This window comes from Blautia sp. AF17-9LB, from assembly GCF_003479185.1.
GTDB classification, from domain to species: domain Bacteria; phylum Bacillota; class Clostridia; order Lachnospirales; family Lachnospiraceae; genus Fusicatenibacter; species Fusicatenibacter saccharivorans.
The window spans coordinates 17,998-44,270 of record NZ_QUGU01000014.1 but is presented as its reverse complement, the minus strand read 5'-3'; the positions used below and the strand labels follow the sequence as shown (position 1 = coordinate 44,270).

The 26,273-nt window shown below is 51.0% G+C and carries 24 protein-coding genes, 1 tRNA gene and 1 other annotated feature; of the genes, 5 read left to right on the top strand and 20 right to left on the bottom strand.

Annotated elements, in window-relative coordinates; all coding sequences use genetic code 11:
- Positions 1-25 precede the first annotated feature (25 nt).
- Positions 26-2,041, bottom strand: a complete 2,016-nt coding sequence (locus tag DWX00_RS14405) for a beta-galactosidase (protein ID WP_118595594.1) — start codon at positions 2,039-2,041, stop codon at positions 26-28.
- A 161-nt stretch (positions 2,042-2,202) separates the two neighbouring features.
- Between DWX00_RS14405 and DWX00_RS14400 the strand changes: the two genes are divergently transcribed.
- Positions 2,203-3,024: an AraC family transcriptional regulator gene (locus DWX00_RS14400; protein ID WP_118595593.1), complete on the top strand. Its 822-nt coding sequence runs from the start codon at positions 2,203-2,205 to the stop codon at positions 3,022-3,024.
- Positions 3,025-3,103: 79 nt separating this feature from the next.
- Here DWX00_RS14400 and DWX00_RS14395 read toward each other — a convergent pair whose 3' ends face one another.
- Genes DWX00_RS14395 through DWX00_RS14385 form a run of 3 tightly spaced genes read right to left on the bottom strand, consistent with a single transcriptional unit; the run spans position 3,104 to position 5,478 of the window.
- Positions 3,104-4,498: an NAD(P)/FAD-dependent oxidoreductase gene (locus DWX00_RS14395; protein WP_118595592.1), complete on the bottom strand. Its 1,395-nt coding sequence runs from the start codon at positions 4,496-4,498 to the stop codon at positions 3,104-3,106.
- A 24-nt stretch (positions 4,499-4,522) separates the two neighbouring features.
- Positions 4,523-4,786 carry a hypothetical protein gene (locus DWX00_RS14390; protein ID WP_055221292.1) on the bottom strand — a complete coding sequence of 88 codons (264 nt, stop codon included), beginning with the start codon at positions 4,784-4,786 and terminating at the stop codon, positions 4,523-4,525.
- A gap of 23 nt (positions 4,787-4,809) precedes the next feature.
- Positions 4,810-5,478 carry an HAD family hydrolase gene (locus tag DWX00_RS14385; RefSeq protein ID WP_118595627.1) on the bottom strand — a complete coding sequence of 223 codons (669 nt, stop codon included), beginning with the start codon at positions 5,476-5,478 and terminating at the stop codon, positions 4,810-4,812.
- Between the two features lie 172 nt (positions 5,479-5,650).
- On the opposite strand from DWX00_RS14385, the gene DWX00_RS14380 reads away from it, so the two are divergent.
- The 3 genes from DWX00_RS14380 (at position 5,651) to pepF (ending at position 8,872) form a co-directional block, all read left to right on the top strand.
- Positions 5,651-6,472: a Cof-type HAD-IIB family hydrolase gene (locus tag DWX00_RS14380; RefSeq protein ID WP_055267485.1), complete on the top strand. Its 822-nt coding sequence runs from the start codon at positions 5,651-5,653 to the stop codon at positions 6,470-6,472.
- 143 nt (positions 6,473-6,615) lie between these two features.
- On the top strand, positions 6,616-6,987 hold the full coding sequence (locus tag DWX00_RS14375) for a hypothetical protein (RefSeq protein ID WP_117509744.1): 372 nt from the start codon (positions 6,616-6,618) through the stop codon (positions 6,985-6,987).
- Positions 6,988-7,069: 82 nt separating this feature from the next.
- Positions 7,070-8,872, top strand: a complete 1,803-nt coding sequence (pepF, locus tag DWX00_RS14370; protein ID WP_199669513.1) for an oligoendopeptidase F — start codon at positions 7,070-7,072, stop codon at positions 8,870-8,872.
- A 97-nt stretch (positions 8,873-8,969) separates the two neighbouring features.
- Here pepF and pdxR read toward each other — a convergent pair whose 3' ends face one another.
- The 3 genes from pdxR to DWX00_RS14355 all read right to left on the bottom strand — a co-directional run bounded on the left by pdxR (position 8,970) and on the right by DWX00_RS14355 (position 12,776).
- Complete coding sequence (gene pdxR / locus DWX00_RS14365) at positions 8,970-10,376, bottom strand: MocR-like pyridoxine biosynthesis transcription factor PdxR (RefSeq protein WP_118595626.1); 1,407 nt, start codon at positions 10,374-10,376, stop codon at positions 8,970-8,972.
- A gap of 86 nt (positions 10,377-10,462) precedes the next feature.
- The gene (locus DWX00_RS14360) at positions 10,463-12,136 is read right to left on the bottom strand and encodes a glutamine--tRNA ligase/YqeY domain fusion protein (protein WP_118595590.1); all 1,674 of its coding nucleotides are present in this window, start codon (positions 12,134-12,136) and stop codon (positions 10,463-10,465) included.
- Positions 12,137-12,287: 151 nt separating this feature from the next.
- On the bottom strand, positions 12,288-12,776 hold the full coding sequence (locus tag DWX00_RS14355; RefSeq protein ID WP_022463079.1) for an Lrp/AsnC family transcriptional regulator: 489 nt from the start codon (positions 12,774-12,776) through the stop codon (positions 12,288-12,290).
- Between the two features lie 289 nt (positions 12,777-13,065).
- Between DWX00_RS14355 and DWX00_RS14350 the strand changes: the two genes are divergently transcribed.
- Positions 13,066-14,478 carry an aspartate ammonia-lyase gene (locus DWX00_RS14350; protein ID WP_055221302.1) on the top strand — a complete coding sequence of 471 codons (1,413 nt, stop codon included), beginning with the start codon at positions 13,066-13,068 and terminating at the stop codon, positions 14,476-14,478.
- A gap of 113 nt (positions 14,479-14,591) precedes the next feature.
- Here DWX00_RS14350 and DWX00_RS14345 read toward each other — a convergent pair whose 3' ends face one another.
- The 13 genes from DWX00_RS14345 to DWX00_RS14280 all read right to left on the bottom strand — a co-directional run bounded on the left by DWX00_RS14345 (position 14,592) and on the right by DWX00_RS14280 (position 26,099).
- Positions 14,592-15,764 (bottom strand): NAD(P)-dependent malic enzyme, encoded by a 1,173-nt coding sequence (locus tag DWX00_RS14345; protein WP_055267479.1) that lies wholly within the window; start codon positions 15,762-15,764, stop codon positions 14,592-14,594.
- 347 nt (positions 15,765-16,111) lie between these two features.
- On the bottom strand, positions 16,112-17,500 hold the full coding sequence (locus DWX00_RS14340) for an MATE family efflux transporter (protein ID WP_118595589.1): 1,389 nt from the start codon (positions 17,498-17,500) through the stop codon (positions 16,112-16,114).
- A 126-nt stretch (positions 17,501-17,626) separates the two neighbouring features.
- Positions 17,627-17,830, bottom strand: coding sequence for a hypothetical protein (locus tag DWX00_RS14335; protein ID WP_118595588.1), 204 nt, complete (start codon positions 17,828-17,830; stop codon positions 17,627-17,629).
- Positions 17,831-17,847: 17 nt separating this feature from the next.
- Positions 17,848-18,141, bottom strand: coding sequence for an AAA family ATPase (locus DWX00_RS14330; RefSeq protein ID WP_117760565.1), 294 nt, complete (start codon positions 18,139-18,141; stop codon positions 17,848-17,850).
- Complete coding sequence (locus DWX00_RS14325) at positions 18,120-18,716, bottom strand: chromate transporter (protein WP_117760566.1); 597 nt, start codon at positions 18,714-18,716, stop codon at positions 18,120-18,122. The genes DWX00_RS14330 and DWX00_RS14325 overlap by 22 nt, the downstream gene beginning before the upstream one ends.
- Entirely contained in the window at positions 18,713-19,279 is a 567-nt protein-coding gene (locus tag DWX00_RS14320) for a chromate transporter (protein WP_022463073.1), read from the bottom strand. Before DWX00_RS14320 ends, DWX00_RS14325 begins: the two co-directional genes overlap by 4 nt.
- Positions 19,280-19,315: 36 nt before the next feature.
- Positions 19,316-19,954: a hypothetical protein gene (locus DWX00_RS14315; protein ID WP_118595587.1), complete on the bottom strand. Its 639-nt coding sequence runs from the start codon at positions 19,952-19,954 to the stop codon at positions 19,316-19,318.
- A gap of 133 nt (positions 19,955-20,087) precedes the next feature.
- Positions 20,088-20,160, bottom strand: a tRNA-Thr gene (locus DWX00_RS14310).
- Between the two features lie 170 nt (positions 20,161-20,330).
- A complete protein-coding gene (gene sigH / locus DWX00_RS14305) occupies positions 20,331-20,936 on the bottom strand; it encodes an RNA polymerase sporulation sigma factor SigH (RefSeq protein ID WP_226906387.1) in 606 nt (201 codons plus the stop codon).
- Between the two features lie 39 nt (positions 20,937-20,975).
- A complete protein-coding gene (gene rlmB / locus DWX00_RS14300) occupies positions 20,976-21,698 on the bottom strand; it encodes a 23S rRNA (guanosine(2251)-2'-O)-methyltransferase RlmB (RefSeq protein WP_055221331.1) in 723 nt (240 codons plus the stop codon).
- A 243-nt stretch (positions 21,699-21,941) separates the two neighbouring features.
- Positions 21,942-22,301, bottom strand: a complete 360-nt coding sequence (locus DWX00_RS14295) for a Mini-ribonuclease 3 (protein ID WP_055221333.1) — start codon at positions 22,299-22,301, stop codon at positions 21,942-21,944.
- Between the two features lie 107 nt (positions 22,302-22,408).
- The gene (gene epsC, locus DWX00_RS14290; protein ID WP_055227154.1) at positions 22,409-23,092 is read right to left on the bottom strand and encodes a serine O-acetyltransferase EpsC; all 684 of its coding nucleotides are present in this window, start codon (positions 23,090-23,092) and stop codon (positions 22,409-22,411) included.
- Between the two features lie 102 nt (positions 23,093-23,194).
- Positions 23,195-23,429, bottom strand: a binding site (T-box leader).
- A 42-nt stretch (positions 23,430-23,471) separates the two neighbouring features.
- Entirely contained in the window at positions 23,472-26,099 is a 2,628-nt protein-coding gene (locus tag DWX00_RS14280) for a cation-translocating P-type ATPase (RefSeq protein WP_117802651.1), read from the bottom strand.
- Between the last annotated feature and the right edge of the window lie 174 nt (positions 26,100-26,273).

Below are 26,273 nucleotides of genomic sequence, written 5' to 3'. Positions count from 1 at the left end.
TTTCTACTATACAATATGTTTTATATTATGCTCTCGGAACGCTGACAATCCGCAGATCGTATTTCTTCAGCATCTCGCCGCCCTGTACTTTCTCGCCGGTCAGGATATCTTCTTTTCCGTCGAAGACTGCCGGAAGCGGAATCTCCTCATCTTTGAAGTTGATGATAAAGTACAGATCCTCGCCGTCTGCCTGGCGTTTTGTGATCTCGAGTGCTGTTGCTTCTCCAATCACCGGCTGGATGGCTGCGCCGTCTGCTGCCATAGCAAGAACTTTTGCAAGGCCGCTCTCAGAAAGGTCGGTTCCGACATAATATACGGTTCCTTTTCCGAACTGATTTTTTGCAACAGCAGTCATGCCTGCATAGAAATCGCTCTCATACTGTGCGATTTCTTCAGCTCCTTCGAGGTGCATCAGGTCGCATACGAGACGGCACTCTTCCTCGGTTCCGTCTGCGAAACGGATCTTGTTTCTCTGCTCCGGTGCAAGAGCGTCGATCTCTTCTACCCATACGCCTGCCATTTTTCTGAGCGGTCCCGGGTATCCGCCGAGATGAACGTTGTCCGACTGTCCGACGATACCGCTCATGTAGGTGGTGATGAGAGTTCCGCCTGCCTGTACATAAGCCTCCAGGCTCTCTGCCACACCGTCTTTTACCATGTAGAGAACCGGTGCTGCAACGAGGTCATATTTGGAGAAGTCCGCGTCGATCGGGATCATATCGACAGCGATGTTCTTGTTATAGAAGTAATTGTACATCTGCTCGATCTGGTCTACGTAACGTAAATCGCGGTTCGGTCCGCTGGTGTACTCCAGTGCCCAGTAGTTTTCCCAGTCGAAGATGATGCCGACTTTTGCGTGGTTCTCGGAGCCCATCACACGGCTTCCGATTTTCTCCAGTTCTTTTCCGAGCTGGGTTACCTCACAAAAGACACGGGTATCTGCGGTTCCTGCGTGTGCGATAACAGCACCATGGAATTTCTCGCATCCGCCGACGCTTCTTCTCAGCTGGAAGAACTGAATCGTGTCTGCGCCGTGTGCAACGGTCTGATAGCTCTGTGCGCGCATCTGGCCCGGTTTCTTTAAGGAGTTGTACGGCTGCCAGTTCTGCTGGCTCGGAGTCTGCTCCATCAGCATGAACGGTGCGTCTTTGAGGCCGCGCATCAGGTCGTGGGTCATAGCTACGTGGCTCCATGGTGTATTGTAGCTCGGGTAGTTGTCCCAGGATACGATATCCATTTCTTTTGCCCACTTGAAGTAGTCGAGACCTTTGTACGTTCCCATCAGGTTTGTGGTGATCGGTGTTTCTTTGTCGTATTTGCGGATCGCGTCACGCTCCATTTTGTAGTTGTTCAGCATGCCGTCGGAGTTGAAACGCATGTAGTCGAGGGACATTCCTGCAAATGCAGTGCCGCTTCCCCATGGCATTCCGTCTCCCAGATCGTTCGGCGGTACAATCTCGTCCCAGTCGTAGATGGTGTGGCCCCAGAACTCCATGTTCCATGCCTTGTTGACTTCATCGAGTGTTTTGTATTTGTCTTTCAGCCATACGCGGAACGCTTTTGCACAGTTCTCGCAGTAGCACTCGCCGCCGTACTCATTGCTGATGTGCCAGCAGACGATATTTTTGTTGTCGCCGTAACGCTCTGCCAGTTTTTCTGCCAGGCGTTTTGCATATTTCTGGAAAACCGGGCTGTTCGGGCAGGCATTGTGGCGATGACCGAATTTGTGATGGCGTCCTTCGAAATCGGTTCTTGCCACTTCCGGATAACGGTGTACCATCCATGCCGGGAGTGCGCCGGTGGATGTTGCCATGACGATCTGGACGTCCTCTTTTGTCAGGGTGTCTACGATCTCATCGAGCTCTGTAAAGTCGTACTCATTCTCGGACGGCTGGATTTTTGCCCAGGAAAATACGTTGATCGTGGTGCTGTTGATGCCGGCCTGATGGAAAAGTTTCATATCCTCATCCCAGATCTCTTTTGGCCACTGGTTTGGGTTGTAGTCTCCTCCGTATAACATTTTTTTGAATTTTGGCTGCATTTTTTTGATTCCTCCTGTGTTTGGATATCTCGTTTTGATGGCTCTATTATATACTGGTCTTTGTGAGAAAAGTATGATATGCTTGTCTAAAAAGTATGAATTTTCGAAACTCATTCCGGAATCTTATTTTAGACTTTTCTTTCAGAAAGGAACTGACTGTTATGCCTATTTTCTTTAAACCATCCGCCTCTGATTTTTCCCTCTCCGCTGACAGCATCGGCAACCGCTGGCTGCAGGAGCCCGTTGTGCGCCCGAACGGATTCCCCTTATATCACTGGATCCAGACGGAACGCGGCGAAGGGCTGCTGACCCTCAAAGGTCAGGAACTTTTGCTGAAACCAGGTGACGGTGTTCTGATTGCTCCGCATGTGCCGCATGAATACCGCGAAAACGACGGCAGCGGGATGTGGTTTACATCCTTTCTGACCTTTGACGGAAAGCTCTCCGATGATCTCTATAAAATCTGTGCCGTCTCGCCGTATCTTTTCGTTCCGGCCTCAGAGGGCGCGTGGTTTCAGGAATGGATTGACCGCATAATCGACTCACACTTTCTGAAAAATGACATCGACGATGCTGCGCTCTCCGTCGGATGCTTTGAGTTCCTGACACGCCTTTCCCAGCTCCGCACCGGCCTTTCCCGGACGGAGCATCCGCTGTATCTCCAGTATGTCCGCCCGGCAATGCAGGAAATCGAAAGTCATCTTTCCGACCCGCTCAATGTGGATGATCTCGCGGAACAGCTCCATATCACGCCGCAGTATCTGACACGCCTGTTCCAGCGTTTTGTCGGCAGTTCTGTCCGCTCGTACATCAGCGTTCTGCGCATCAGCCGCGCCAAGGAGCTTCTCATCAGCCGTCCCTACACTACGCTCGACGGCATCGCCGCCCTCTGCGGCTACCGCGATGTCAGCTACTTTATCTCGGTTTTCCGCCAGCAGACCGGGACAACACCGAAGCAGTTCCGGAAGCTGTACGGCATATAATCTGAAACACCCCTCTTTCCGGCACCAAAAAAGATCCTCCGTCTCATTTCACAGACGAAGGATCTTTTTTCGTTCTCTCTTATTTCATGCTTTTCAGAATGCTTCTCGCAACCGACAGTCCGTTTGCGCTTGCCTGCTGGAGGCCGCGGGTTACGGATGCGCCGTCGCCGATGGCGCGGAGGCCTTTGACGCTGGTGCAGAAGTCTTTGTCTACGACAACTTTGTTGGAATAGAATTTGACTTCTACGCCGTACAGCAGTGTCTCATCGCTGGCGATACCCGGTGTTACTTTGTCGAGGGCTTCGATCATCTCGGCAATGTCGACCATGATACGGTGCGGGAATACCAGGGAAAGGTCGCCCGGAACGGCATCTTTTAAGGTCGGGATCAGGTTATTGCGGCAGAGACGCTCTTCTGTCGTTCTTCTTCCGCGTTTGAAATCGCCGTACGTCTGAACGAGGATCTTGCCGTCGCAGAGCATGTTGGAAAGCTGTGCGATCTGTTTGCCGTACTCGATCGGGGTTTTAAATGGTTTCGTAAAGTTCTTGGATACCAGGAGGGCAAAGTTCGTGTTGTTTGTCTTGAACTCCTGGGATTTGTAGGCGTGACCGTTTACAACTGCCAGACCGTTTTCATAATACTCAGTTGCCACCTCACCGGACGGGTTCGTACAGAAGGTACGCACTTTGTCGTCAAAAGTCGGGGTATAGTAAACAAGTTTTGCCTCGTACAGGTTCTTGTTCAGGAACTCCATGACCTCGTCGCGGACTTCCACGCGGACACCGATATCGACGGTTCCGACCTCGGTCTCGATGCCGTGGCCGTTGCAGATATGTGAGAACCAGTCGGCTCCCTCGCGGCCTACTGCGGAGACAATCTCATCTGCCTCGTAAACCGTTCCGTCCTCAAGTGTTACAGCTGTCGCACGGCCGTCCTCGATCGTAATATCATTGACCATCGTGTTGAATTTCATTTCCACGCCGACCTCTTTTAAGTGATCCTCGAGGCGGCTGTAAATCTTGTAGCCCTCCTCAGTTCCGAGATGGCGGATTGGACATTCGATCAGCTTCAGGTTGGCGTTGATCGCTCTGCGGCGGATCTCACGGATCTCTTTTTCTTTATCGACACCGTAAACATTCTTGTCTGCGCCGAAATCCAGATAGATCTGGTCGGACTCATGGATCAGCTCAACCGTCTTTTCATATCCTAAAATCTCCGGCAGATTTCCACCGACATCCGGGGAAAGAGAAAGCTTTCCGTCGGAGAATGCGCCTGCTCCGGCAAATCCCGTTGTGATCGAGCACGGTTTGCAGTTCACGCATTTTTTCGTTTTTCTCTTTGGACACTGACGGCTCTCGATCGAACGTCCTTTTTCGATCATCAGCACCTTCAGATCCGGTTTTTCTTTCAGCAGTTCATAGGCACAGAAAATACCTGACGGGCCTGCGCCGATAATAATGACATCATATTTCATTCTTTTTTAATTTCCTCTTGTTTTTTATCCCATCACGATCAGATACTGACCGTCCGGCAGGGCAAAGACTTCGCTCTGCTCTTCTAATTCTGCATCCGACATTTCTTCCACGTCCATGCCCTCTTCTTCCATGTAGGCGCGCACGTCGTCCAGATTGTCGGCAACGACTGCAAGGCAGTCCTCCAGAAAGGCCTCTGCCTCATCGTAATTTTCAGCCACCGGCTCGTCGAATAACTGGCCCTGATTCATTAAAAATGTGTTGATGCATTCTTCAGTATATTCTCCCATTCTGGTTTTCTCCTCTGTTCGTTTTATTTTTCCTGATTCTTTCTGTGAAAAAGCGTTAAGATTTCCTCCGGCCGGTCGAGCAGCTCCATCGCATGGTTGTCGATCAGCTCCTGGCGCGGGCGGAATCCCCACGTCACACCAACGGTAAACATGCCTGCGGCGTTTCCGGTCTGCATATCCGTATTGGTATCGCCAAAGTACAGGCACTCTTCCGGTCTGGCGCCGAGTCCGTCTGCAATCGCGAGCGCACCGATCGGAGACGGCTTTCTCGGGATTTCTGCGGTCTGCCCCTGAATCCGGTTGAAAAAGCCCGGTCCGTACACGCTCTCCACGACGTGGATGGCCGCCTCGTGCGGCTTGTTGGAACATACGGCAATCGGAACTTCTTCCCGCAGCGCGGTCAGGGTTTCCCGCATATTAGGATACGGTTTTACGTGATACAGCGGGTCCTCGTTGAACCACGCGCGGCCAAGGCGGATGCCCTCCTGCAGATAGTTGAGCTCTGCATCTCCGGCGTCTTTTAAAGCGCGCTCCACTGCCAGATCGAAACCGTCTCCGGCGTAAAAGTTGAAGGCTTCTACCGGGCGCGGCACAAGTCCAAAATGTTCCAGAACGCGGTTGACTGCGTGCGCAATCGACTCTACAGTGTCTGCGATGGTGCCGTCCAGGTCAAAGATACAAGCTTTTATCATATTCTGACTTCCCTTCTTTGTCTCTTTTGTTCTTCGATTTTCTTTCTTCTCTCTTCTTGTCCGCAATCATTATATCCTGTATTTTTTCCCTGCGCAACCATATTTTCTTTTCCGGCACTTTATGCTAAAATGAAACTGTTTTTCAGATTCTTGGAAAGGAAAAAAAGAGAATATGAATCAGACTGTGAAAATATTTTTTACCGATATGGATGATACCCTGCTGAATTCCGAAAAGCAGGTGACAAAAGAAAACATGGATGCCATTTCAGAGGCACTTGCTGCCGGCCACAAAATTGTGTTCAACACCGGCCGACCGCTCTCCGGCTTTCTGCCGATCTTAAAAGAGCTCGGACTCGACCGCGAAGGCTGCTATGCCATCGCATTCAACGGCGGACTGATTTACGACTGCGCGGCAAAGAAAACGCTGTACCGCCGCACGATTCCGCTCGAATATGCACGCGTGATCTTTGAAAAAACGCAGGAGGCAGGCCTCTACTGCCACACCTACTCCGACACCTCCCTTCTCTGCCGCCATGCAGGCGAGGAAACGCGCGTTTACACACAGGCAATCCACATTCCCGTCGTGGAAGATCCGCTTCTGCCGGAGCACCTCGCCGAGGAACCATGCAAGATGATCGTGATTGATCTCCACGACCGTGCAAAAATGGACGCTTACCGCGCTGCCATGGAGCCGTGGGCAAAAGGAAAAATTTCGATGTTCTACTCCAGCCCGCATTACCTCGAGCATGTCCCGGAACACGTTTCCAAGGGCCATGCCGTGAAAAAACTCTGCGAGCTTCTTCAGATTCCGCTTGCCAACACCGTGGCTGCCGGAGATCAGGAAAATGATATTTCGATGATCGAGGCCGCTGCCGTCGGTGCCGCCATGAAAAATGCGACCGATGCCGTAAAGGCGAGTGCCGATTATATCACGGAAAACGACTGCAATCACAGCGGCGTGGCGGAGATTCTTCGTAAGTTTATCCTTGCCTGATTCTGTTTCTGTGTCAGGAAACCTTCTTTTTCTTGTTTTCTTTGGCACTTTTTCCGAATTCTGTAAGATTTTACTTTCTTTTTTGTTGAAACTGTATTACAATAGTTTCAAAGGACGGCATTTGAAAGGAGACTTGAATCGAGATGTCACGAAAATCAAAACGTATTCTGCTTACTCTGGCTTCTGCCGCTGTCGGCGCAGCCTGCGGTGCGGCAGTCTATTTTATCCGGAAAGGAAAAGCAGATCTTGAAACAGATTTTGACGATTTTAAAGACGAATTTGAAGAGGAAGAGCCTGCTCCTGCTGAACGTACTTATACGACCCTTCCGAAAACGAAAGGTGCGGAGGATGCTGCACCGGATCCGGAATCTGCAGCTTGCAATAAAGGTTCCGAAACAGCTGATACAGAAGCTGAAAGCGAAACCGCAGAGTCCGAAGAAGAAGACGCTGAAAAAGAAAGCTGTGCGGATCGTGAAGTTTCTCCGCAGGAAGAAAGCGAAGTAACCGCAGAATAAAACCCAAAAACAGAATATAGAAACATAAGGAAGTAATTCCTGGGGAGGGAAACCTCCCCTTTTTTATGGAAAGGAGATTGTTATGGAACTTGCAAAACGCGATGACGTTCCTGTAGAACTTACCTGGGACCTGTCTTTAATTTATCCAACCGAGGAGGCCATGCTGGCTGATGCGCAGAAAATGAAAGAATTAAGTCTTTCTATGGAAGCATCCTACAAAGGAAACCTCACCGATGCAGCCACGATCAACCACTGCCTCGACGATTACCAGGAGGTCTACCGTCTGATCACACTGACCGCCAACTACTGCGATCTCGCCGTTTCTGTCGACTATTACAACAGTGCAAACCAGACGCGCAACGACCGCATCAACAGCCTGATCTCTGAGATTTTCAGCCGTCTCACCTTTATCGAGAGCGAGCTTTCCGAACAGTCCGAGGATGTTTTGAACGAGGCCATGCAGCAGTCAGATACGAACCGCTGCTATCTCGCCGAGATTCTCCGCAACAAGGCACACCGCCTGAGCCCGGAAACCGAGCGTGCCATTTCCGCTCTGTCCCAGACCTTCTCGGCTCCGTACCAGATCTACAACATGGCAAAGCTTGCCGATATGAAATTTGATTCTTTCACCGTAAACGGAAAAGAATATCCGCTCGGCTACTCCCTGTTTGAGGATAATTACGAGTACGAAAAAGACACCGATATCCGCCGCAGTGCATTCTCCGCCTTTTCTGCAAAAATCAGACAGTACGAAAATGTAACGGCAGCTGCTTACAATGCCCAGCTGCAGACAGAAAAGACCATGGCCACGCTGCGCGGCTTCGATTCCGTCATCGATTCTCTGCTGTTCCCGCAGCAGGTCAGCCGTGAGCTGTACAACCGCCAGATCGATCTCATCACCACCCGCCTGGCTCCGCATATGCGCAAATATGCCCGCCTGCTGAAAAAGGTCCACAACCTTGACCGCATGACCTTCGCCGATCTGAAAATCGCCGTCGACCCGGAGTACGATCCGTCTGTCACGATCGAGGAATCAAAACAGTACATCGAAAAAGGTCTTGCCATTCTCGGTGATGATTACGTTTCCATGATTCAGGAGGCCTACAAAAAACGCTGGGTTGACTTTGCACAGAACCAGGGAAAATCCACCGGCGGCTTCTGTGCCAGCCCGTACGGAAAAGGTTCCTTTATTCTCTTAAGCTGGAATAACCGCATGGCAGATGTTTTCACGCTGGCGCATGAACTCGGCCACGCCGGCCATTTCCGTCTCTGCAACGGCGCACAGGCGATTCTCGATACCGAGGTTTCCTCTTATTTTGTCGAGGCGCCGTCTACCATGAACGAGCTTCTTATGGCTCATTATCTGCTGAAAACGACCCCGGACAAACGGTTCCGCCGCTGGGTTTTAAGCTGTATGATCAGCAACACATATTATCATAACTTCGTCACCCATCTGATGGAGGCTGCTTACCAGCGCGAGGTTTACAAGCTCATCGATGCCGGCGACAGCGTACAGGCTGAGACGTTAAGCAGCATTATGAAAGAGACCCTGCAGAAGTTCTGGGGCGATGATGTGGAAATTTCCGATGACGCAGCGCTCACCTGGATGCGCCAGCCGCATTACTATATGGGACTTTACTCCTACACCTACAGCGCCGGACTGACCGTTGCCACACAGGTCTGCAGGCGCATCGAAACCGAAGGCCAGACCGCTGTCGATGACTGGAAAAAGGTACTGACCGCCGGAAGCACGAAAACACCGGAAGAGCTGGCAAAAATGGCCGGCGTTGATATCTCGACGGATGCACCGCTTCTCGATACGATCGAGACGATTGGATCGATCATCGATGAGATCTGCGAGCTGACCGAAGAGCTGGGCTGCTGATCCTGTCCGCATTGTAACTCTCTATCAAACAGTAAAAACGGATTGTTCCGTCAGTTTTTGTTACTGGCGAAGCAATCCGTTTTTTTCATATCTTTTTTCACGCATTCCAGCACTTTTTCAGAATCGCAGCTGCCTCTGCAATCTCCTCCTCAGAAAGCCCGGCGTACCCAAGCAGCACTGTGCCGCCCTGTGCGGGATCTGCGGCAGCGCCGATGCAGTACCGTTCCAGCCCGTACACGCGCACACCATCCTCTTTTGCCCGCTGCACCGCCTCCGCTTCGGAGAGTCCTCTCGGCAGGTGGACCAGCACATGGACGCCCGCATTCTCGCCGGACACCGTGTACTCCCGCCCAAACTCCTTCAGAAGCCGGATCAGCAGGTCGTGTTTCCCTTTATACTGTGCACGCATCCGGTTCAGATGGCGCTCGAACGCGCCGCTCCGCATAAACTCTTCCAGAATCTTCTGGTCCGTCTTCGAAACTGTCGCGGAAAAGCATCTTCCGTTCTCCTCGTAGGCAGGCAGCAGCGTCTCCGGCAGCACCATGTAGCTGATGCGGATGGACGGCGCAATCGCCCGCGAAAACGTTCCAAGATAGATCACTTTTCCCTCTGTGTCATTGCCCTGCAGTGCCGGGATCGGGCGGCCCTTGTAGCGGAATTCACTGTCGTAATCATCCTCAATCAGATACCGCCCATTTTCCCTCGATGCCCACGCAAGGAGCTGCATCCGCCGCTTCATCGGCATGACCATGCCCATCGGGAACTGGTGCGACGGCATGATGTACGCCAGATCCGCCCCGCTTTTTTCCAGCTCCGCCGGCCGCATGCCCGCTTCGTCCATCGAAATCGTACACATCGCATAGCCAAGCTTCGCAAAACAGCGGTAGGCACTGATGTAGGTCGGATTTTCCATCGCCACTTTATGGCCACGCCCTAAGATCACCGAAAGCAGCATCAGCAGATAATCATTTCCCGCTCCGACGATGATCTGCTCCGTGCGGCAGTTCACGCCGCGTGCGTGGTGCAGATAGTCGCGGATTGCCTCCCGAAGACCGTACTCGCCCTTCGCATCCCCGAGCTGGAACAGGCTGTCATCTGCGTCCAGCAGGACTTCTTTCGAGATCTTCTTCCAGCTGTTCTGCGGAAATCCGCCCGGCGCCGTACCGGTCACGGCAAAATCGTAGCGGAACGGCATCTGTTCCGCGGCATCATCCTCTTTTGTCTCCTCTTTCTTTTCATCGAGGCGGTACAGCCCCTCAATCTCACAGACAAAGTAGCCTTTGCACGGCACACTCTCCAGATACCCTTCGGATACCAGCTGCTCATACGCCAGATCCACGGTACTCCGGCTCACCGACAGATAGCCCGAAAGCGCCCGCGCCGACGGCAGCCGCTCCCCTGCACGGATCCGTCCGCCGCGGATTTCCTCGCGGATAAAACCGTAGATCTGCTCATAGAGCGGTGTCTTCCGATGCGGATCCAGCGAAATCGTCAATTCATTCATCTTCCCATCTCCCTGACAAAAAGAACAGCCGCTTGGGATGTCGGTTTCATCCAGGCGGCTGCTCTGTTCCATTTCAAAATTCTTATTTATTTCGCTGCCGGCAGCTTGAAAGAGCTCTTCAGGGATACGATACGGTTGAACACCGGCGCATCCTCTTTGGAATCTTTTGCGTCTACACAGAAGAATCCGTTTCTGACAAACTGGAAGCTGTCATATGCTTTCGCATCTTTTAAAGACGGCTCCAGATAGCACTCTTTTAATACGGTCAGGGAATTCGGATTCAGGTTCATGGAACCATCCTCGTTGTAAACGCCCTTCTCCTCGTCGATCAGGTTTTCGTACAGACGGCACTCTGCTTTGACAGCGGTCTTTGCTGCTACCCAGTGGATTGTTCCTTTTACTTTTCTTCCGTCCGGGGAATTTCCTCCCTTGGACTCCGGATCGTACGTTCCATGGATTACGGTAATATTTCCGTTCTCGTCTTTCTCGCATCCGGTGCAGGTGACGAAGTATGCGTTCATCAGGCGGACTTCATTGCCCGGGAACATACGGAAGTATTTGCGGACCGGCTCCTCCATGAAGTCTTCGCGCTCGATGTACAGTTCTCTTCCGAACGGTACCTGACGGCTGCCAAGCTCCGGATTCTCGAGGTTATTCTGTACTTCCAGCATCTCAATCTGGTCTTCCGGATAGTTGTCGATGACAAGTTTCACCGGATTTAAGACTGCCATGGTACGGGCTTTTTTCAGCTTCAGATCCTCGCGGATGCAGTACTCCAGCATCGCATAGTCAACGGAGCTGTTTGCTTTTGATACACCGCACAGATCTACGAATTTCTTGATGGACTCCGGTGTAAAGCCTCTGCGGCGGAGTGCTGCGATGGATACGAGACGCGGGTCATCCCAGCCGTCTACCACGCCGTCCTCTACCAGCTTTTTGATGTAACGTTTTCCGGTAACCACGTTGGTCAGATACAGCTTTGCAAACTCAATCTGGCGCGGCGGCATCGGATATTCCAGCTCGCGTACAACCCAGTCGTACAGCGGACGGTGGTCCTCAAACTCCAGAGTACAGATAGAATGGGTAATGCCTTCGATGGCGTCCTCGATCGGATGCGCGAAGTCGTACATCGGGTAGATGCACCAGGTATCGCCGGTTCTGTGGTGATGCATATGGGCTACACGGTAGATAACCGGGTCTCTCATGTTGATGTTCGGTGATGCCATATCGATTTTCGCACGGAGTACTTTGCTTCCGTCCTCGAATTCGCCGTTTTTCATGCGCTCGAACAGGTCCAGGTTTTCCTCCACGGAACGATTGCGGTACGGGCTCTCTTTTCCAGGCTCGGTTAAGGTTCCGCGGTACTCACGGATCTCCTCTGCGGACAGATCGCAGACGAATGCTTTTCCTTTTTTGATCAGTTTTACGGCTGCCTCATACATCTGTGGGAAATAATCGGATGCGTAGTACAGATGATCTTTCCAGTCTGCACCAAGCCACTGGATATCGGCTTTGATGGAATCAACAAACTCGGTTTTCTCTTTCGTCGGGTTTGTATCATCGAAACGCATGTGGAACTCTCCGTTGTACTCCTGTGATAAACCGTAGTTTAACAGGATGGATTTTGCATGTCCGATATGAAGATAGCCGTTTGGCTCCGGCGGGAATCGTGTGCAGACATGGTCGTAAACGCCCTCTGCCAGATCTTTGTCAATCGCAAGCTCGATAAAATTTTTGGAAACAACTTCTTTTTCTTCCATAATAAGGTCAGGCCTCCCTCGAATCTTTTCGTTTGGAGCACTGCCCCGAAAAGGGCGCAAAATGCTCTGTGTATTCTATCACTATAACACAAAAGCATTCTCCTGCAAAGCATTTTTTTCGGTACACAAAGCCGCCGGAGCGGACCGGTGCCTATTCTTCTGCCTCGTGTGCGGTCACCTGGCGGTGCTCCACGGAGGTCGAGAACACGATCTGCGTCCGCGTCCGTCCAAAATGCTGCAGCTCGCCGATAAACTGGTCGAGCTCAATGGTACTAACAAAAAGGCCCTCAATGAGCATGGAGTAATCACCGGTAACGCAATTACATTCCACGACATTGTGGACCTTTTCAATATAGGGATAAAATTCTTTTTTCTGAACCGGCTCAACCTCGAGGTTGATGAACGCTTTGATCGGATATCCCAAAAGCGCCGGATTTAATTTGACCTGATATCCTGTAATGTAGCCTTCCTTCTCCAGCCGCTCAATTCTGGCGGAAACTGCCGGGGAGGATAAAAATACGTGTTCCGCGATTTCTTTCAGCGGCATCCTGGCGTTTTCCCGAAGGAGATTCAGGATTTTTGCATCGATGTGATCGAGTTCATGGCGCATCGCATCGTTCTTGCTTTTTTCATGTTTCATACGCTGCTCTCCTGTTTTTTCACTTTTATACTGTTCAGCATATCACGTTCGCCGTTTTTTGTCTACGAAAACGTGTCCTCGCGGAAACTGCTTTCGAAAAATAAGTAAAAGTGCCTCTTTCCCTTGGTATTTAAAATCAAATACAAAAATAAATAAGATTCCACAGTTCTTCTGCGGCGGTATTTACAAATTTCTGCCCTGGTGTTATTCTTCCGGTATCGAAAGGCAAAGCAAGAATTGTTTCAGACAATATACACAACTCAATGCGTGCAGAAAGAAGGAGATTATTATGAAGACAAGAATTGAAGCAGATTCCATTGGTTCCCTTGAAGTCCCATCCGACGCCTACTACGGGGTACAGTCCCTGCGGGCAAAACGGAATTTCCCCATCACGGGAACGCCGATCCACCCGGTCATGATCCAGAATCTGGCGAAAATTAAAAAGGCAGCTGCCATCTCCAACCGCGAAGCACAGAGACTGCCGGAGGAAAAAGCGGCTGCCATTATCTATGCCTGTGATGAAATCATTGCCGGCAAATTAAAAGACCAGTTCATCGTTGACGGCATCCAGGGCGGCGCCGGAACGAGTGCTAATATGAACGCAAACGAAGTCATCGCAAACCGCGCCATCGAAATCCTGGGCGGCACCAAGGGTGATTATACCATTGTCCACCCGAATGACCACGTCAACATGGCACAGTCCACAAACGACGTTATCCCAAGTGCAGGAAAACTGACCGTACTCGATCTGCTCCCGGATCTTCTGCATGCGCTCGAGTCACTCCACGCAGCACTGCTCGATAAGTCCCAGGAATTTGACCACATTTTAAAGATGGGAAGAACCCAGCTTGAGGACGCTGTTCCGATGCGTCTCGGCCAGAGCTTCCACGCTTACGCAACGATGATCGAGCGTGATATCCGCCGGATCGAACGCGCCAGAAAAGAGCTGTTCACCCTGAACCTCGGCGGAACAGCCATCGGTACGACGATCAATGCTTCCGATTACTATCTCCACCACATCGTGCCGACCCTCGCTGCTGTGACAGGCTATCCGCTGATGCAGGCGGACGATCTGTTTGACGCGACGGAGAACCTCGACGGATTTGTGACGATCTCCAACACGTTAAAGACCTGCGCCGTCAACCTCTCCAAGATGTGCAACGACCTGCGCCTGCTGTCCAGCGGACCGCGGACCGGATTCGGCGAGATCAACCTGCCGCCGATGCAGAACGGATCCTCGATTATGCCGGGCAAGATCAACCCGGTTATCCCGGAGGTTGTGACACAGGTTGCCTTCCATGTCATCGGAAACGACACCACAATCACGATGGCGGCTGAGGCTGGCCAGATGGAGTTGAACGCGTTTGAGCCGGTTGTCTTCTACTCCCTGTTCTCTTCCATCACCTCGATGACAGGCGCTGTGAATACGCTTGTGAAGAACTGTATTCTCGGCATTACCGCAAATGAGAAACGGTGCGAGGATCTCGTTTCGAAGAGTGTCGGCATCACAACGGCGCTCTGCCCGTATATCGGATACCAGAAAGCGGCCTCGATTGCAAAGAAATCGCTGAAGACGGGCGAGAGTGTTACTTCTCTGGTTCTGAAAGACGAACTGCTGACACAGAAACAGCTCGACGACATTCTCGATCCGTACGCTCTGACCGGACCGGAACTGCCGGCAGAAGACGATCTGGCTGGTTGAATGTAACTGCTGCTTTCCTTCATAATTTCTTAATGATACGCAAAAAGGCTTCCCGGATTTTCTTGCTGTCCGGGAAGCCTTTTTCTGTCGTTTTCTTTTATATCAAACTCTGTTTAGATTCTCGCTACGCCGCTCTTCCTTGCTGCCTCTGCAACGGCTGCTGCCACCGCATCTTTGACACGCGGATCAAAGGCTGCCGGGAGGATGTAGTCTGCGTTCAGCTCTTCATCGCTTACCAGGCCTGCGATTGCGTAAGCTGCTGCGACCTTCATTTCATCGTTGATATCAGATGCTCTCACATCGAGCGCTCCGCGGAAGATGCCCGGGAAGCAGAGTACGTTGTTGACCTGGTTCGGGTAATCGCTTCTTCCTGTGCTGACAACGGCTGCTCCTGCTGCTTTCGCCTCGTCCGGGAAAATCTCCGGCGTCGGATTTGCGCAGGCAAAGATGATCGGATCTTTTGCCATCGTACGTACCATATCGGGAGTGAGCGTACCCGGCGCAGAAACGCCAATAAAAATATCGGCTCCTTTGATTACCTCTGCAAGCGTGCCCTTCTCATGGTTGTAGTTTGTGATCTTCGCCATCTCCTCTTTGATCGGGTTGAGGCCGTCGCGTCCCTCGTAAATCGCACCTTTGCGGTCTGTCATGATGACGTTTTTGAGACCCATCGAAATCAGCAGGCGGATAATGGCGATTCCGGCTGCACCGGCTCCTGAGGTAACAATTTTGACTTCATCCAGTTTCTTTCCAACCAGTTTCAGCGCATTGATGACACCGGCCAGTGTGATCACGGCTGTTCCATGCTGATCATCGTGGAAAATCGGAATATCACAGCATTCCTTTAATTTCTTCTCGATCTCAAAACATCTCGGTGCGGAGATGTCCTCCAGGTTGACACCGCCGAAGCTTCCTGCGAGAAGACGCACGGTATTGACAATATCATCCACATCCTTGCTGCGCACGCAGAGCGGGATTGCATCGACACCACCGAATTCTTTAAACAGCACGCATTTTCCTTCCATGACCGGCATGCCGGCCTCCGGGCCGATATCTCCAAGTCCGAGAACTGCGGTTCCATCTGTAACAACAGCTACCGTGTTCCATCTTCTGGTCAGCTCGTAGCTCTTGTTGACATCTTTCTGAATTTCCAGGCACGGCGCCGCCACACCCGGTGTATAGGCAAGACTCAAGGCATCTTTTGTATCTACGGCCGCCCGGGAAGTGACCTCAAGCTTTCCGCGTAATTCATAGTGCATTTTTAATGATTCTTTTGCGTAATCCATCGCTTTTTTCCTCCATTTCATGTGTGACTGCGTCTCATTAATAATAGGAAGAGAGATTCACGCGTCACACGGGATGTCTGTTCGCTGCACCCCTATTATAACAAGCGTTCTCTAAATTTCAACCGGTGTTTTGATTAATGAAAAAATTTCTACTTTTCCGCCAAAAACGGCTGCTTCATTTGCGAAATTTTATCAAAAATACTCTTTTTCTTTCTCTCAGCCGCAGTCCGATCCTGCCCGGAGGGCTTTTTTTGCTTTACAGTAAAATTCAACAAAGTTTTTTATAAAGCAAAAAATCTGCCCGCCTCCCATCCTTTTCAGACTGGAAAACAGACAGATTTTTTTCTTTACTCCGCCACAATATTCTGCAGCCAGACTCCTTTCTTGACAAGGACAAATCCAATCACGCACTTGATCAGGTCAACCGACATAACCATAAAGTAGATTGCGTAGATCGAAAGTCCGGTAAAACGGCTCAGGCAGAAGGCCACCGGCACACTGACAACCCAGATGAATACGCTGTCGAACAGGAACGTGATGATCGTTTTTCCACCGGAGCGCAGGGTAAAGTAGCTTGCATGCAGGAATGCATTGACCGGCATGAACATGGCCACTTCCACGATGAAGATTGCCGCCATGTGGCGTACTTCGTCCGTCGTGTTGTAGAGGCGTGGGAAGAGCGGAGCCACGAGCGCCATCAGCGCGCCGATCACAATACAGAGTAATACAGAAAACGTGATCAGCTTCGTATCGGTATCCTTTGCCTCTTCCATCCTTCCGGCTCCGAGGAGCTGTCCGACGATGATGGCAACGGAATCGCCGAGTGCGATGAAAACGACGTTGAACAGGTTCGAGATCGTGTTGGAGATATTCATCGCGGCTACGACATTCAGTCCACGCACGGAGTAACACTGCATCAGGATCGCAACGCCGCCGGCCCAGAACGTTTCGTTCAGCATCAGCGGTGTTCCTTTGATGAGGATCTGTTTCGTCAAAGCCGCCGGAACACGGATCGTGCGGTACAGATGCTTCGTAAAACGATATTTTTCTTTGTTTCCATGCGTGCGGATCAGCACAATCGCCATCTCCACGTAACGGGACAGCACCGTTGCGGCTGCCGCGCCGACAACGCCGAGCTGCGGTGCACCGAATTTTCCGTAGATTAAAATGTAGTTAAAAACCAGATTAACGAAGACAGCGGTAATACCGGCCTTCATCGGAAGCATTGTCTCGCCGCATTCGCGCAGCGTGCTGGCATAAAGCTGCACAAACAGGAACGGCGGAAGTCCTACCAGCATGACCTTCATATAAGAAATGCCATAGGCTAATGTCGCATTCATGTCCTGGCTTCCCTGATCTCCTGTCAGGTAGAGACGAATCAGAGGCTCGTGCGCACCAAGGAAAATAGTGATTGCCGCTGCCGTCAGGATCACGCCGATCCAGAGCTTGAAGCGGAAGGTGTTTCGCACACCCTCGTCGTTGCCCTGTCCGAAATACTGCGCAGTGAAGATTCCTGCGCCAGACACGCCTCCAAAGATACAGAGGTTATAGATAAAAAGAAGCTGATTGACGATCGCAACACCGGACATCTGCTCGGTGCCGACCTGTCCTACCATGATGTTGTCGAGAAGGCTGACAAAGTTGGTGATACCGTTCTGAATCATAATCGGCATCGCAACGCCAAGCACCATCAGGTAAAACCGTTTGTCCCCAATAAATTTTCTGTGTTTCTGCATGGTTTCCCCCTTTTCTTGCTGTGTAAAATAAATGACATAAATCGGAGCCTTTCTGGATTTCTCCAGGCAGGCCCCGAACAGTAATGCTTATTATACACGATTCATGTTTAGAAAGAAAGATCCTTTTTATCTTTTTTCTGGCTTTTTTTGACATTTTAATTTCAGAGCATCAAACAGCCTCAACGATAAGATAAACATAACTCCCCCTATTACCCATGCCGCAAAGCACCCAATTCCCTGATGGCGGATATCTACCATTATTCCAATAATAAAAGGAAGTGACATAAACATAATTACTGCCATTATAAAATCAAAAATAATGTATAACACTATGTTTACCTTCCCTATTAAGAATCTGCTGTTTGATATTCATCCTGTATTTTCTGATTTGCCGCCTGACCAATATTAAGCTTTTCAAACATTTCTTCTGTATCCAGACTTCTGCTGTAGTACGCAGTCATCATATCCGCTGTGATCGATTTTCCAAATCTTCTGGGGCGGCTGTTGCAGATAAACTTCGATGTTGTGTCAATCACACTGTTGGTGTATTCCAGCAATCCTGTTTTATCGATATATATTTTTGAGTTTAATACGTCCTGAAAAGCATTCACCTTTGAATTTAAAAAATCGTCCCACAGCATGCCGCAAATTTTTCCACCAGCGCCACTGCCACCTTCATCACCCCGGCCAGTACCATCACAAAGATTGGGTTCTTTTTGCCTTTCTGCAGCAGGATGAGGCTGATGATAAAGATCACGACAAGACTCCAGTTCGTCTGCGCCAGCCGAATCACGGTATCTCCTTCACTGCTCCAAAACGCCGTGACCAGAATTGAAATCCCTGCGGAACCGATCATCGCCACAACCGCCGGGCGGAGGGAGCGGAGGATGCCCTGGAGCATTGCCATTTCACGGTATTTTAAATATAGCTTCGCAAGCAGTGTGACGAGAATACACGACGGCAGAATACATCCAAACGTTGCCACGAGCGCTCCTGGGATGCCTGCGATTTTAATTCCGACGAAGGTTGCCGAATTGACTGCGATCGGCCCCGGTGTCATCTGAGAGATGGTGATAAGATCCGTAAACTCCGACATCGAAAGCCAGCCGTGTCCCTGCACCACTTGTCCCTGAATCAGCGGCATGGCCGCATAGCCTCCGCCGAAGCTGAGCAGGCCGATCTGGAAAAAGCTTAAAAATAGCTGAAAATAAATCATTTCGCACCCCTCCGTTTCGCCAGAATCGTCCGCACCGCACCGATGGCACCGCAGACCAGTACAATATAAATCACGTTGACCTTGAAAAAACAGGCTGCTGCAAACGCACAGACAAGAATCACCAGCGACAGCGGATCTTTTTCTTTCACAACCCCGGCTCCCATCTCATACGTCACGGATGCAATCACGGCTCCGACGCCTGCCTGCATTCCTTCGAGCATCTGGCTCACGAAAAAATTATCCCGGAACGCCTGATAGCAGACCGAAATCACAGAGATAATCAGAAACGGCGGAATAATCGTTCCAATAATCGAAACCAGCACACCAATCATCCCCGCCAGTTTATACCCGACAACAATCGCCCCATTCACCGCAATCGGCCCCGGCGATGACTGCGCAATCGCCACCAGATCGAGCATCTCATTCTCTTCTATCCAGTGGTACTCATCCACAAATTTCTTCTTCATCAGCGTCACAATCACATAACCGCCGCCGAACGTAAATGCACTCAGATACAGCGTGGAAAGGAACAGTTTTTGCAGTACCTTACTTTTTGACTCCATTGTTTTCTTCACCTCATTTTTTCTGTTGTACCTATTCTACCATCTTTGGCACCAAAAAGCGACCCACTTGTTTTCACAAATAAGTCGCTCTTCTCGTTTTCCTATCTTATTTCTCTGCACACAGCTCCACAAACGTCTGCACTGCCTCGTTTGCATTGCCATACACGCCTGCTCCAATGCCGCGCGGATGGAATCCGGCACGCTGCCGTCGTTGATGAAACTTGCCTCAATACTTTTTGCATCCCGAAACCCCGTATACCACTCGCCGGTTCCATTTTCTGCCACCGACGGCAGACCTTTAATACTGGCCATCTCGTCGATCTCTTTTTCCTGCATCATAAAGCGCAGAAACTCAACCGCGATCTCTTTCTCTTCGCTGTCTTTGTTGACCGAAAATCCATACCACGGCTGCCGGTACGCGTAAGCGCCCTTGTCCCCGAGCGGTGCGTATAGGAATTCGTATTCAAACGGATTTGCGCTGAATGTCTCTGATTTGGATTCTCTCTTTTTCATGCCGCTGACCAGCAGAACAATGCTCCAGTCCGTTGCCTCAGACTCAATATCTGCAACGGGCACATAGCCCAGCATATCCAGATCGGTTCCGGCAATGTTCGAATAATAGAAATAACAGTCCTGTCCTTTGGAATCCTTATATTCGAGCTTTCTTTCCCCCAAGCGAATGACGCATCTTCTTTTTTCCTCACAATCATAACTGTACCTTTTGTAATAGTGTCTTTTTCTTCCTGCCCATCTCCTGCTGTTTTTTATATAACGAAAAGATCCCGATTTCCCGGGATCTTTCTTAGTAAGCTGATGACGGGAATCGAACCCGTGACCTCCGCCTTACCAAGGCGACGCTCTACCGACTGAGCCACATCAGCACTCGCAAGTTGTTTTGTTTTTTTGTTAGCTCCTTGCTACATTTGGTATTCTATCAAAACTATAGTGAATTGTCAACAGTTTTTTCTACAAATTTGAAAATTTTTATTTGTTCACAGATTTTCCTGTGCTTTTGACAATTCGCCGTAATTTTTTCGGTCGTTTTTCCATCTCACGAACAGACCTCCCGCACTTTACTGCGTATTCTCTGCAGTGCATTGTCGATTGCCTTCGGCTGCTTTCCAAGTTTTTCTGCAATCTGCGTATAATCGTACCCTTTCAGATACAATTCCAGCACCTGGTACTCAAATTTGCTGAGCCGTTCTTTGATCCGCTCATGCATGCCGATTACGTTTTCCCGGCTGATCATGATCTCCTCTGGTGTCTCCTCGTCCACCAGGCGCAGCTCCTGCTCGGAAACCGGTTCGCTTAACGAAACGAAGCTGTTCAGCGGCTGATGCTTCTGGCGCTGGGACGATGCCACTGCAGAATACATCTGACGGTCGATGCACAGGCCGGCGAAGGTGGCAAACGATGCCTCCTTCCCCGGTTTGTAGTCACGCACTGCCTTAAAAAGTCCGAGCATGCCCTCCTGGATCAGATCCTCGTGATCTCCGCCCACCAGGTACAGCGCCCTCGCCCTGGTCCGCACCAGCGATTTGTATTTGTCGATCAGATAATCGGTAATCTCGCGTTCTCCTGCCCGCAGACGCGCAATCAGCTCCTCATCCGTACAGGTATCGTAATCTTTCACCATCATATCTCTTGTATCCTTCATCTTTCTTCCGCCGGAGCGTAATGTGATTTTCCGCAATTTCTAGCAGCTTCTCTGTCTTACAATCTCATAAGCGAGCACGCCGGCTGCCACGGAAGCGTTCAGAGAGTCGATATCGCCTTTCATCGGAATTGTGGCTGTGAAGTCGCAGTTTTCTCTCACCAGACGGCTGACACCCTCTCCCTCATTTCCGATTACAAGGCCGATCGGTCCTTTGAGGTCGAGATCATACATTCTCTGTCCGTTCATGTCCGCGCAGACAAACCAGATGCCCTTTTCCTTCAGCATTTCCATGGTCTGCACCAGATTCGTCACCTTTGCCACCGGTGTGTAATTTAATGCACCTGCCGACGTTTTGGCAACGGTTGCTGTCAGGCCGACTGCGCGGTGCTTCGGCACGATGACACCATGTGCGCCTGCCAGGTTTGCGGTACGGATGATCGCACCGAGGTTATGCGGATCCTCAATGCCGTCCAGCAGAAGGATAAATGGCGGCTCCCCTTTCTCCTCTGCGCGCGCGAGGATGTCCTCAACGGTTGCATAACTGTAGGAAGCCACCTGTGCAATGACACCCTGATGCTTTCCGGTGGTGGACAGCTCGTCAAGACGTTCTTTTTCTACATAATTGATGATGGTATCGTGTTTTTTCGCCTCACGGATGATCGTGCGGATCGGGCCGTCCTGGCTGCTTGCAAGGACGAACAGCTTGTCCACGGTCTTGCCGGAGCGGAACGCCTCGATGACAGCGTTTCTTCCCTCTACCATGCCGCCTGTAAACTCCTCATCCGCCTGCTGTACTTCCTGTTTTCTGTCTCTGTCACGGTAATCTCGTTTCCCCTTAAAGTCACGTTTTTTTCCGTCTCTTCTCTCAAAGTTTCTCTTGTCGTTTCTGTTGTTTTCTCTCATATCATTCCTGTTCCGCGGTCCCAAAAGCAGTGGGAACTTTTGCTTTTTCAAAAGCCCCACTGCCCTGCCGCTTCTTTTTTATTTTCTGAATCTTATCTGCTCTCACACTTCGCCAAGTCCTGCCCGGATCAGGTCGATCATCCGCTTGTAGTCCCCTTTCAGGTACAGATACCCCATCACGGCCTCAAACCCGGTTGCCCGGCGGTAGTCGATCGTGGACGCATTTTTGGCCTTGGTATAGGATTTCGCATTTCTGCCTCTTTTATAAATCTGTTTTTCCTCTTCGGTAAACAGCGGCTCCAGAATTTCAATCATCGCCGACTGTTTCTCCGCCTTTACAAGCCCTGCCGCATGGCGGTGCAGCTTGTTGACCTGCATATTTGCTTTCCGCACCAGAATCGTGCGGATGACGATCTCATACGCAGCATCCCCGATGTAGGCCAGCGTAAGCGGCGAATACATGCGGATGTCATGCTGTTCCAGTCCGAATACCTCCGAAAGATAATCCTTCTCCCCGAAAACCGCCTCTGGAAAAAGCTCCTCGTTTTCTGTCTCTTTGCCCACTTCCGTCACTTCTGTTCTGTCCTTTCTTTTTTCCTCATCTGACGCAGCTCGCCCTCCAGCTCGAGCACACGGTTCGTAAGCTCCGTATTCTCCTGCTGCAGTACTTTGATATCCTCGAAAATCGGGTCCGGCAGATGAATGTGATCCATGCTTTTTCTCGGAATCCGCACATCATTCTGCTTCACAATGTGCCCCGGCACGCCGACGACGGTACAGTTCGGCGGAACCTCCTCGATCACAACCGATCCGGCTCCGATTTTGGAGTTTTCCCCGATCGTAAACGATCCGATGATCTTCGCACCGGCGCTGACCATAACATTGTCCTTCAGCGTCGGATGACGTTTCCCGGTCTCCTTACCATTACCGCCAAGCGTCACGCCCTGATACAGCGTCACGTTGTCTCCGATAATGGCTGTTTCTCCGATAATCACACCAGAACCATGATCAATAAACAATCCCTTTCCGATCGTCGCACCCGGATGGATTTCGATACCGGTTTTTCTCGCTGCCCGCTGTGAAATCCACCTGGCCAGAAAGTAATGGCCTTTCAGATATAGCTTGTGCGCCCGTCTGTACTTCAGCATAACACGAAATGAAGGATACAGCAAGACTTCCATGGGAGAATGTATCGCCGGATCCCGCTCCTGAATCACCTGAAATTCCTCTTTAAAATACGCGAAAAAACTCATCTTTCCTCTCCTTGCCTCCTGCCGGGACTTTTTCAGATTTTTATTTCTTACCACCTTTTTTGCCCGAAGGGCAATATTCAAAAACGGAGCTGTTTCATCTCCGATAAAGACGAAATAGCTCCGTGGTTCCACTTTACTTTAAGGGCACACCTGCCCTCTTCTTTTCTTCTGCATAACGTGCAGGACCCGTGCCGGACTACCCACTTTTTCCGCTTCACCCGGCCAGCTTCCGGACGCACTTCAAAAACCCTCATTTCAGGCAGCTTCCAGCCCCATTTGTCTGCCATTCTCTGTGAAACAATTCTGATTTTCTACTTTTTCCGTTCCAAGCCTTTTTCTGTTTCCGTTTGTTCTAGTTTATGCAAATTTTTCTCGTTTGTCAAGCAAATTTCCGCCGGATCCACTTGCTGATTTCGACCGCCGGAATGACAAGCAGTCCAAGGCCGATCGCCACATCATATTCCAACGCGCTGATCCGCTCAAAACCGAACGCACTCGACAGTACCGGGATGTAAATGACGGCGGATGTGAGGACAAATGAGAGTGCCATCGCGCCCCACAGATACTTGTTCTGATGCTTCATATGGAAAATAGAACCTTTCCGTGATCTCATATTGAAGGAATGGAAAATTTCCACCATAGAGAGTGTCAGAAACGCCATCGACATGCCGTCCGGGCTGTTGACGATTTCCCAGCGGCCGGCTTCCAGATAGTGGCCGATGAAGTAGGACGCCAGCGTCAACACCGTAATCACGATGCCCTGAAACGCAACATCAAAGCCGAGGCCGTCCGCAAAAATACCGTCATCCGCATTTCTCGGCGGGCGTTTCATGATGTCTGCCTCACCGTCCTCCATACCGAGCGCCAGCGCCGGGAAGCAGTCCGTAATCAGGTTGATCCAGAGCAGATGCACCGGATTTAAAATCGTAAAGCCCATCAGCGTCGCGCAGAAAATCGACAGCACCTCGGCAAGGTTCGATGCCAGAAGGAACTGAATTGCCTTGCGGATATTATCGTAGATTCGTCTTCCTTCCTCAACCGCCGCGATGATCGTCGCAAAGTTGTCGTCCGCGAGCACCATATCTGCCACGTTTTTCGTCACATCCGTTCCCGTGATGCCCATTCCGATGCCGATATCCGCACGCTTGATCGACGGCGCATCGTTGACTCCGTCTCCTGTCATCGCGGTGATTCTGCCTTTCCGCTTCCACGCATCGACGATCCGCACTTTATGCTCCGGCTGGACGCGTGCGTAAACAGCATATTCCTCGATTCTCCGGTCAAGCTCCTCATCGCTTAACTGGTCAATCTCGGCTCCCGTTACCGCTTTCCAGCCCGCCTCCAGAATACCCAGCTCTTTTGCAATAGCAACCGCTGTGTCTTTGTGGTCACCCGTAATCATCACCGGACGGATGCCTGCCCCGCGGCATTCCCGGATCGCATCGACTACTTCCGGCCGCACCGGATCAATCATACCGCAAAGTCCTAAAAAGCAGAGATCCTGCTCCAGAAAGTCCGGCTCCTGGGAGGACGGCATCTGGTTCCACGCTCTTCCTGCTGCCGCCAGCACGCGGAGTGCCTGGTCTGCCATCGCCTTGTTCTGCGACAGGATTTCCTGCCGGAATGCTTCTGTCATCGGCTGTTTTCTGCCGTCACGCCAAACGGAGGTACACCGCTTCAGAATCTCATCCGGTGCGCCTTTTGTGCAGGAAAAATACGTTCCGTCGTTTGCGCGGTGGATCGTTGTCATGCGTTTCCGCATCGAATCAAACGGCGCTTCCCCGACACGCGGATACTGGACGGACAGACTCTTCTTCGGGCATCCCTCTTTCTGCGCATCGTTGACCAACGCACATTCCGTCGGTTCTCCGACTGCCTCGCCGTTTTCGTCCGGCTCCGCATCGGAGCAGAGTGCCATGACGGATACGAGACGTTTTATATCGCTTCCCTCATGTTTTACCACGGTCATCTTATTCTGGGTCAGCGTTCCTGTCTTATCCGAGCAGATCACCTGCGTACAGCCGAGCGTCTCGACAGCCGTCAGTTTCCGGATCACCGCATTCCGCTTTGACATTTTGGTCACACCGATGGAAAGCACGATTGTGACAACTGCTGCAAGTCCTTCCGGAATTGCCGCTACGGCAAGGCTGACGGCTACCATAAAGGTATTTAAGATGTTCTGCGGCGTCACGCCCTCTTTTAAAATGCCGACAACGAAAATCACGGCACAGATGGCGAGCACCATCACGCTTAAGATTTTGCTGAGCTGGTTCAGCCGCTTCTGCAGCGGTGTGCTCTCATCCGCCGACTGCGTCAGAACATGGGCGATTTTTCCCATCTCGGTTTTCATACCCGTTCCGGTGATAACAGCGCGGCCGCGGCCATAGACAACGGTGCTTCCCATATAGACCATGTTTTTCCGGTCCCCGAGCGGAACCTCGCTGGCTGCGCCGGCGTTCAGAACATCCGCTGTTTTATTGACCGGGACAGATTCTCCCGTCAGCGCTGCTTCCTCGATTTTCATGCTGGCACTCTCTAAAATACGGCCATCCGCCGGAACAGCATCGCCCGCTTCGAGAATTACAATATCACCGGGTACGAGCTCCTCGCTCTTTTTCACTTCCATTTTCCCGCCGCGCATCACCTTCGACGTGGCTGCCGCGATCTCCTGCAGAGCTTCAATCGCTTTCTCTGCCTTGCTCTCCTGCAGAACACCGAGCACCGCATTAATGATGACAACGGCGAGAATAATGACCACATCAGCGTACGATTCGCCTTCATACGCCGATGTGATGCCGGAAATCAGCGCTGCGGCGAGCAGGATCAGGATCATCGGGTCTTTCAGCTCTTCGAAAAACCGCTGCAGATTGCTCTTCTTTTTTCCCGCCGCCAGCCGGTTAGGTCCGTGTTCGGAAAGCCGCCGCGCAGCTTCCGCCTCGGAAAGTCCCTGCTCCGTTGTCTGTAACTCATCAAGAATCTTCGAACTTTTTTCCAGATACTCTTTCATTTCCATCCGTCCTTTCTTCTGAAAACGCTTTTTGCGTTCCTGTGATAAGTTCCCACTGGTACACTGGTCTCTTTCTATATAGAAAAAGACCTATCCGCACCATATTTGTTGATACAGATAAGTCTTGTCATTTCATACAAAGCCAGAAGAAATGCTTTTTCTTCGGTTGTTGGC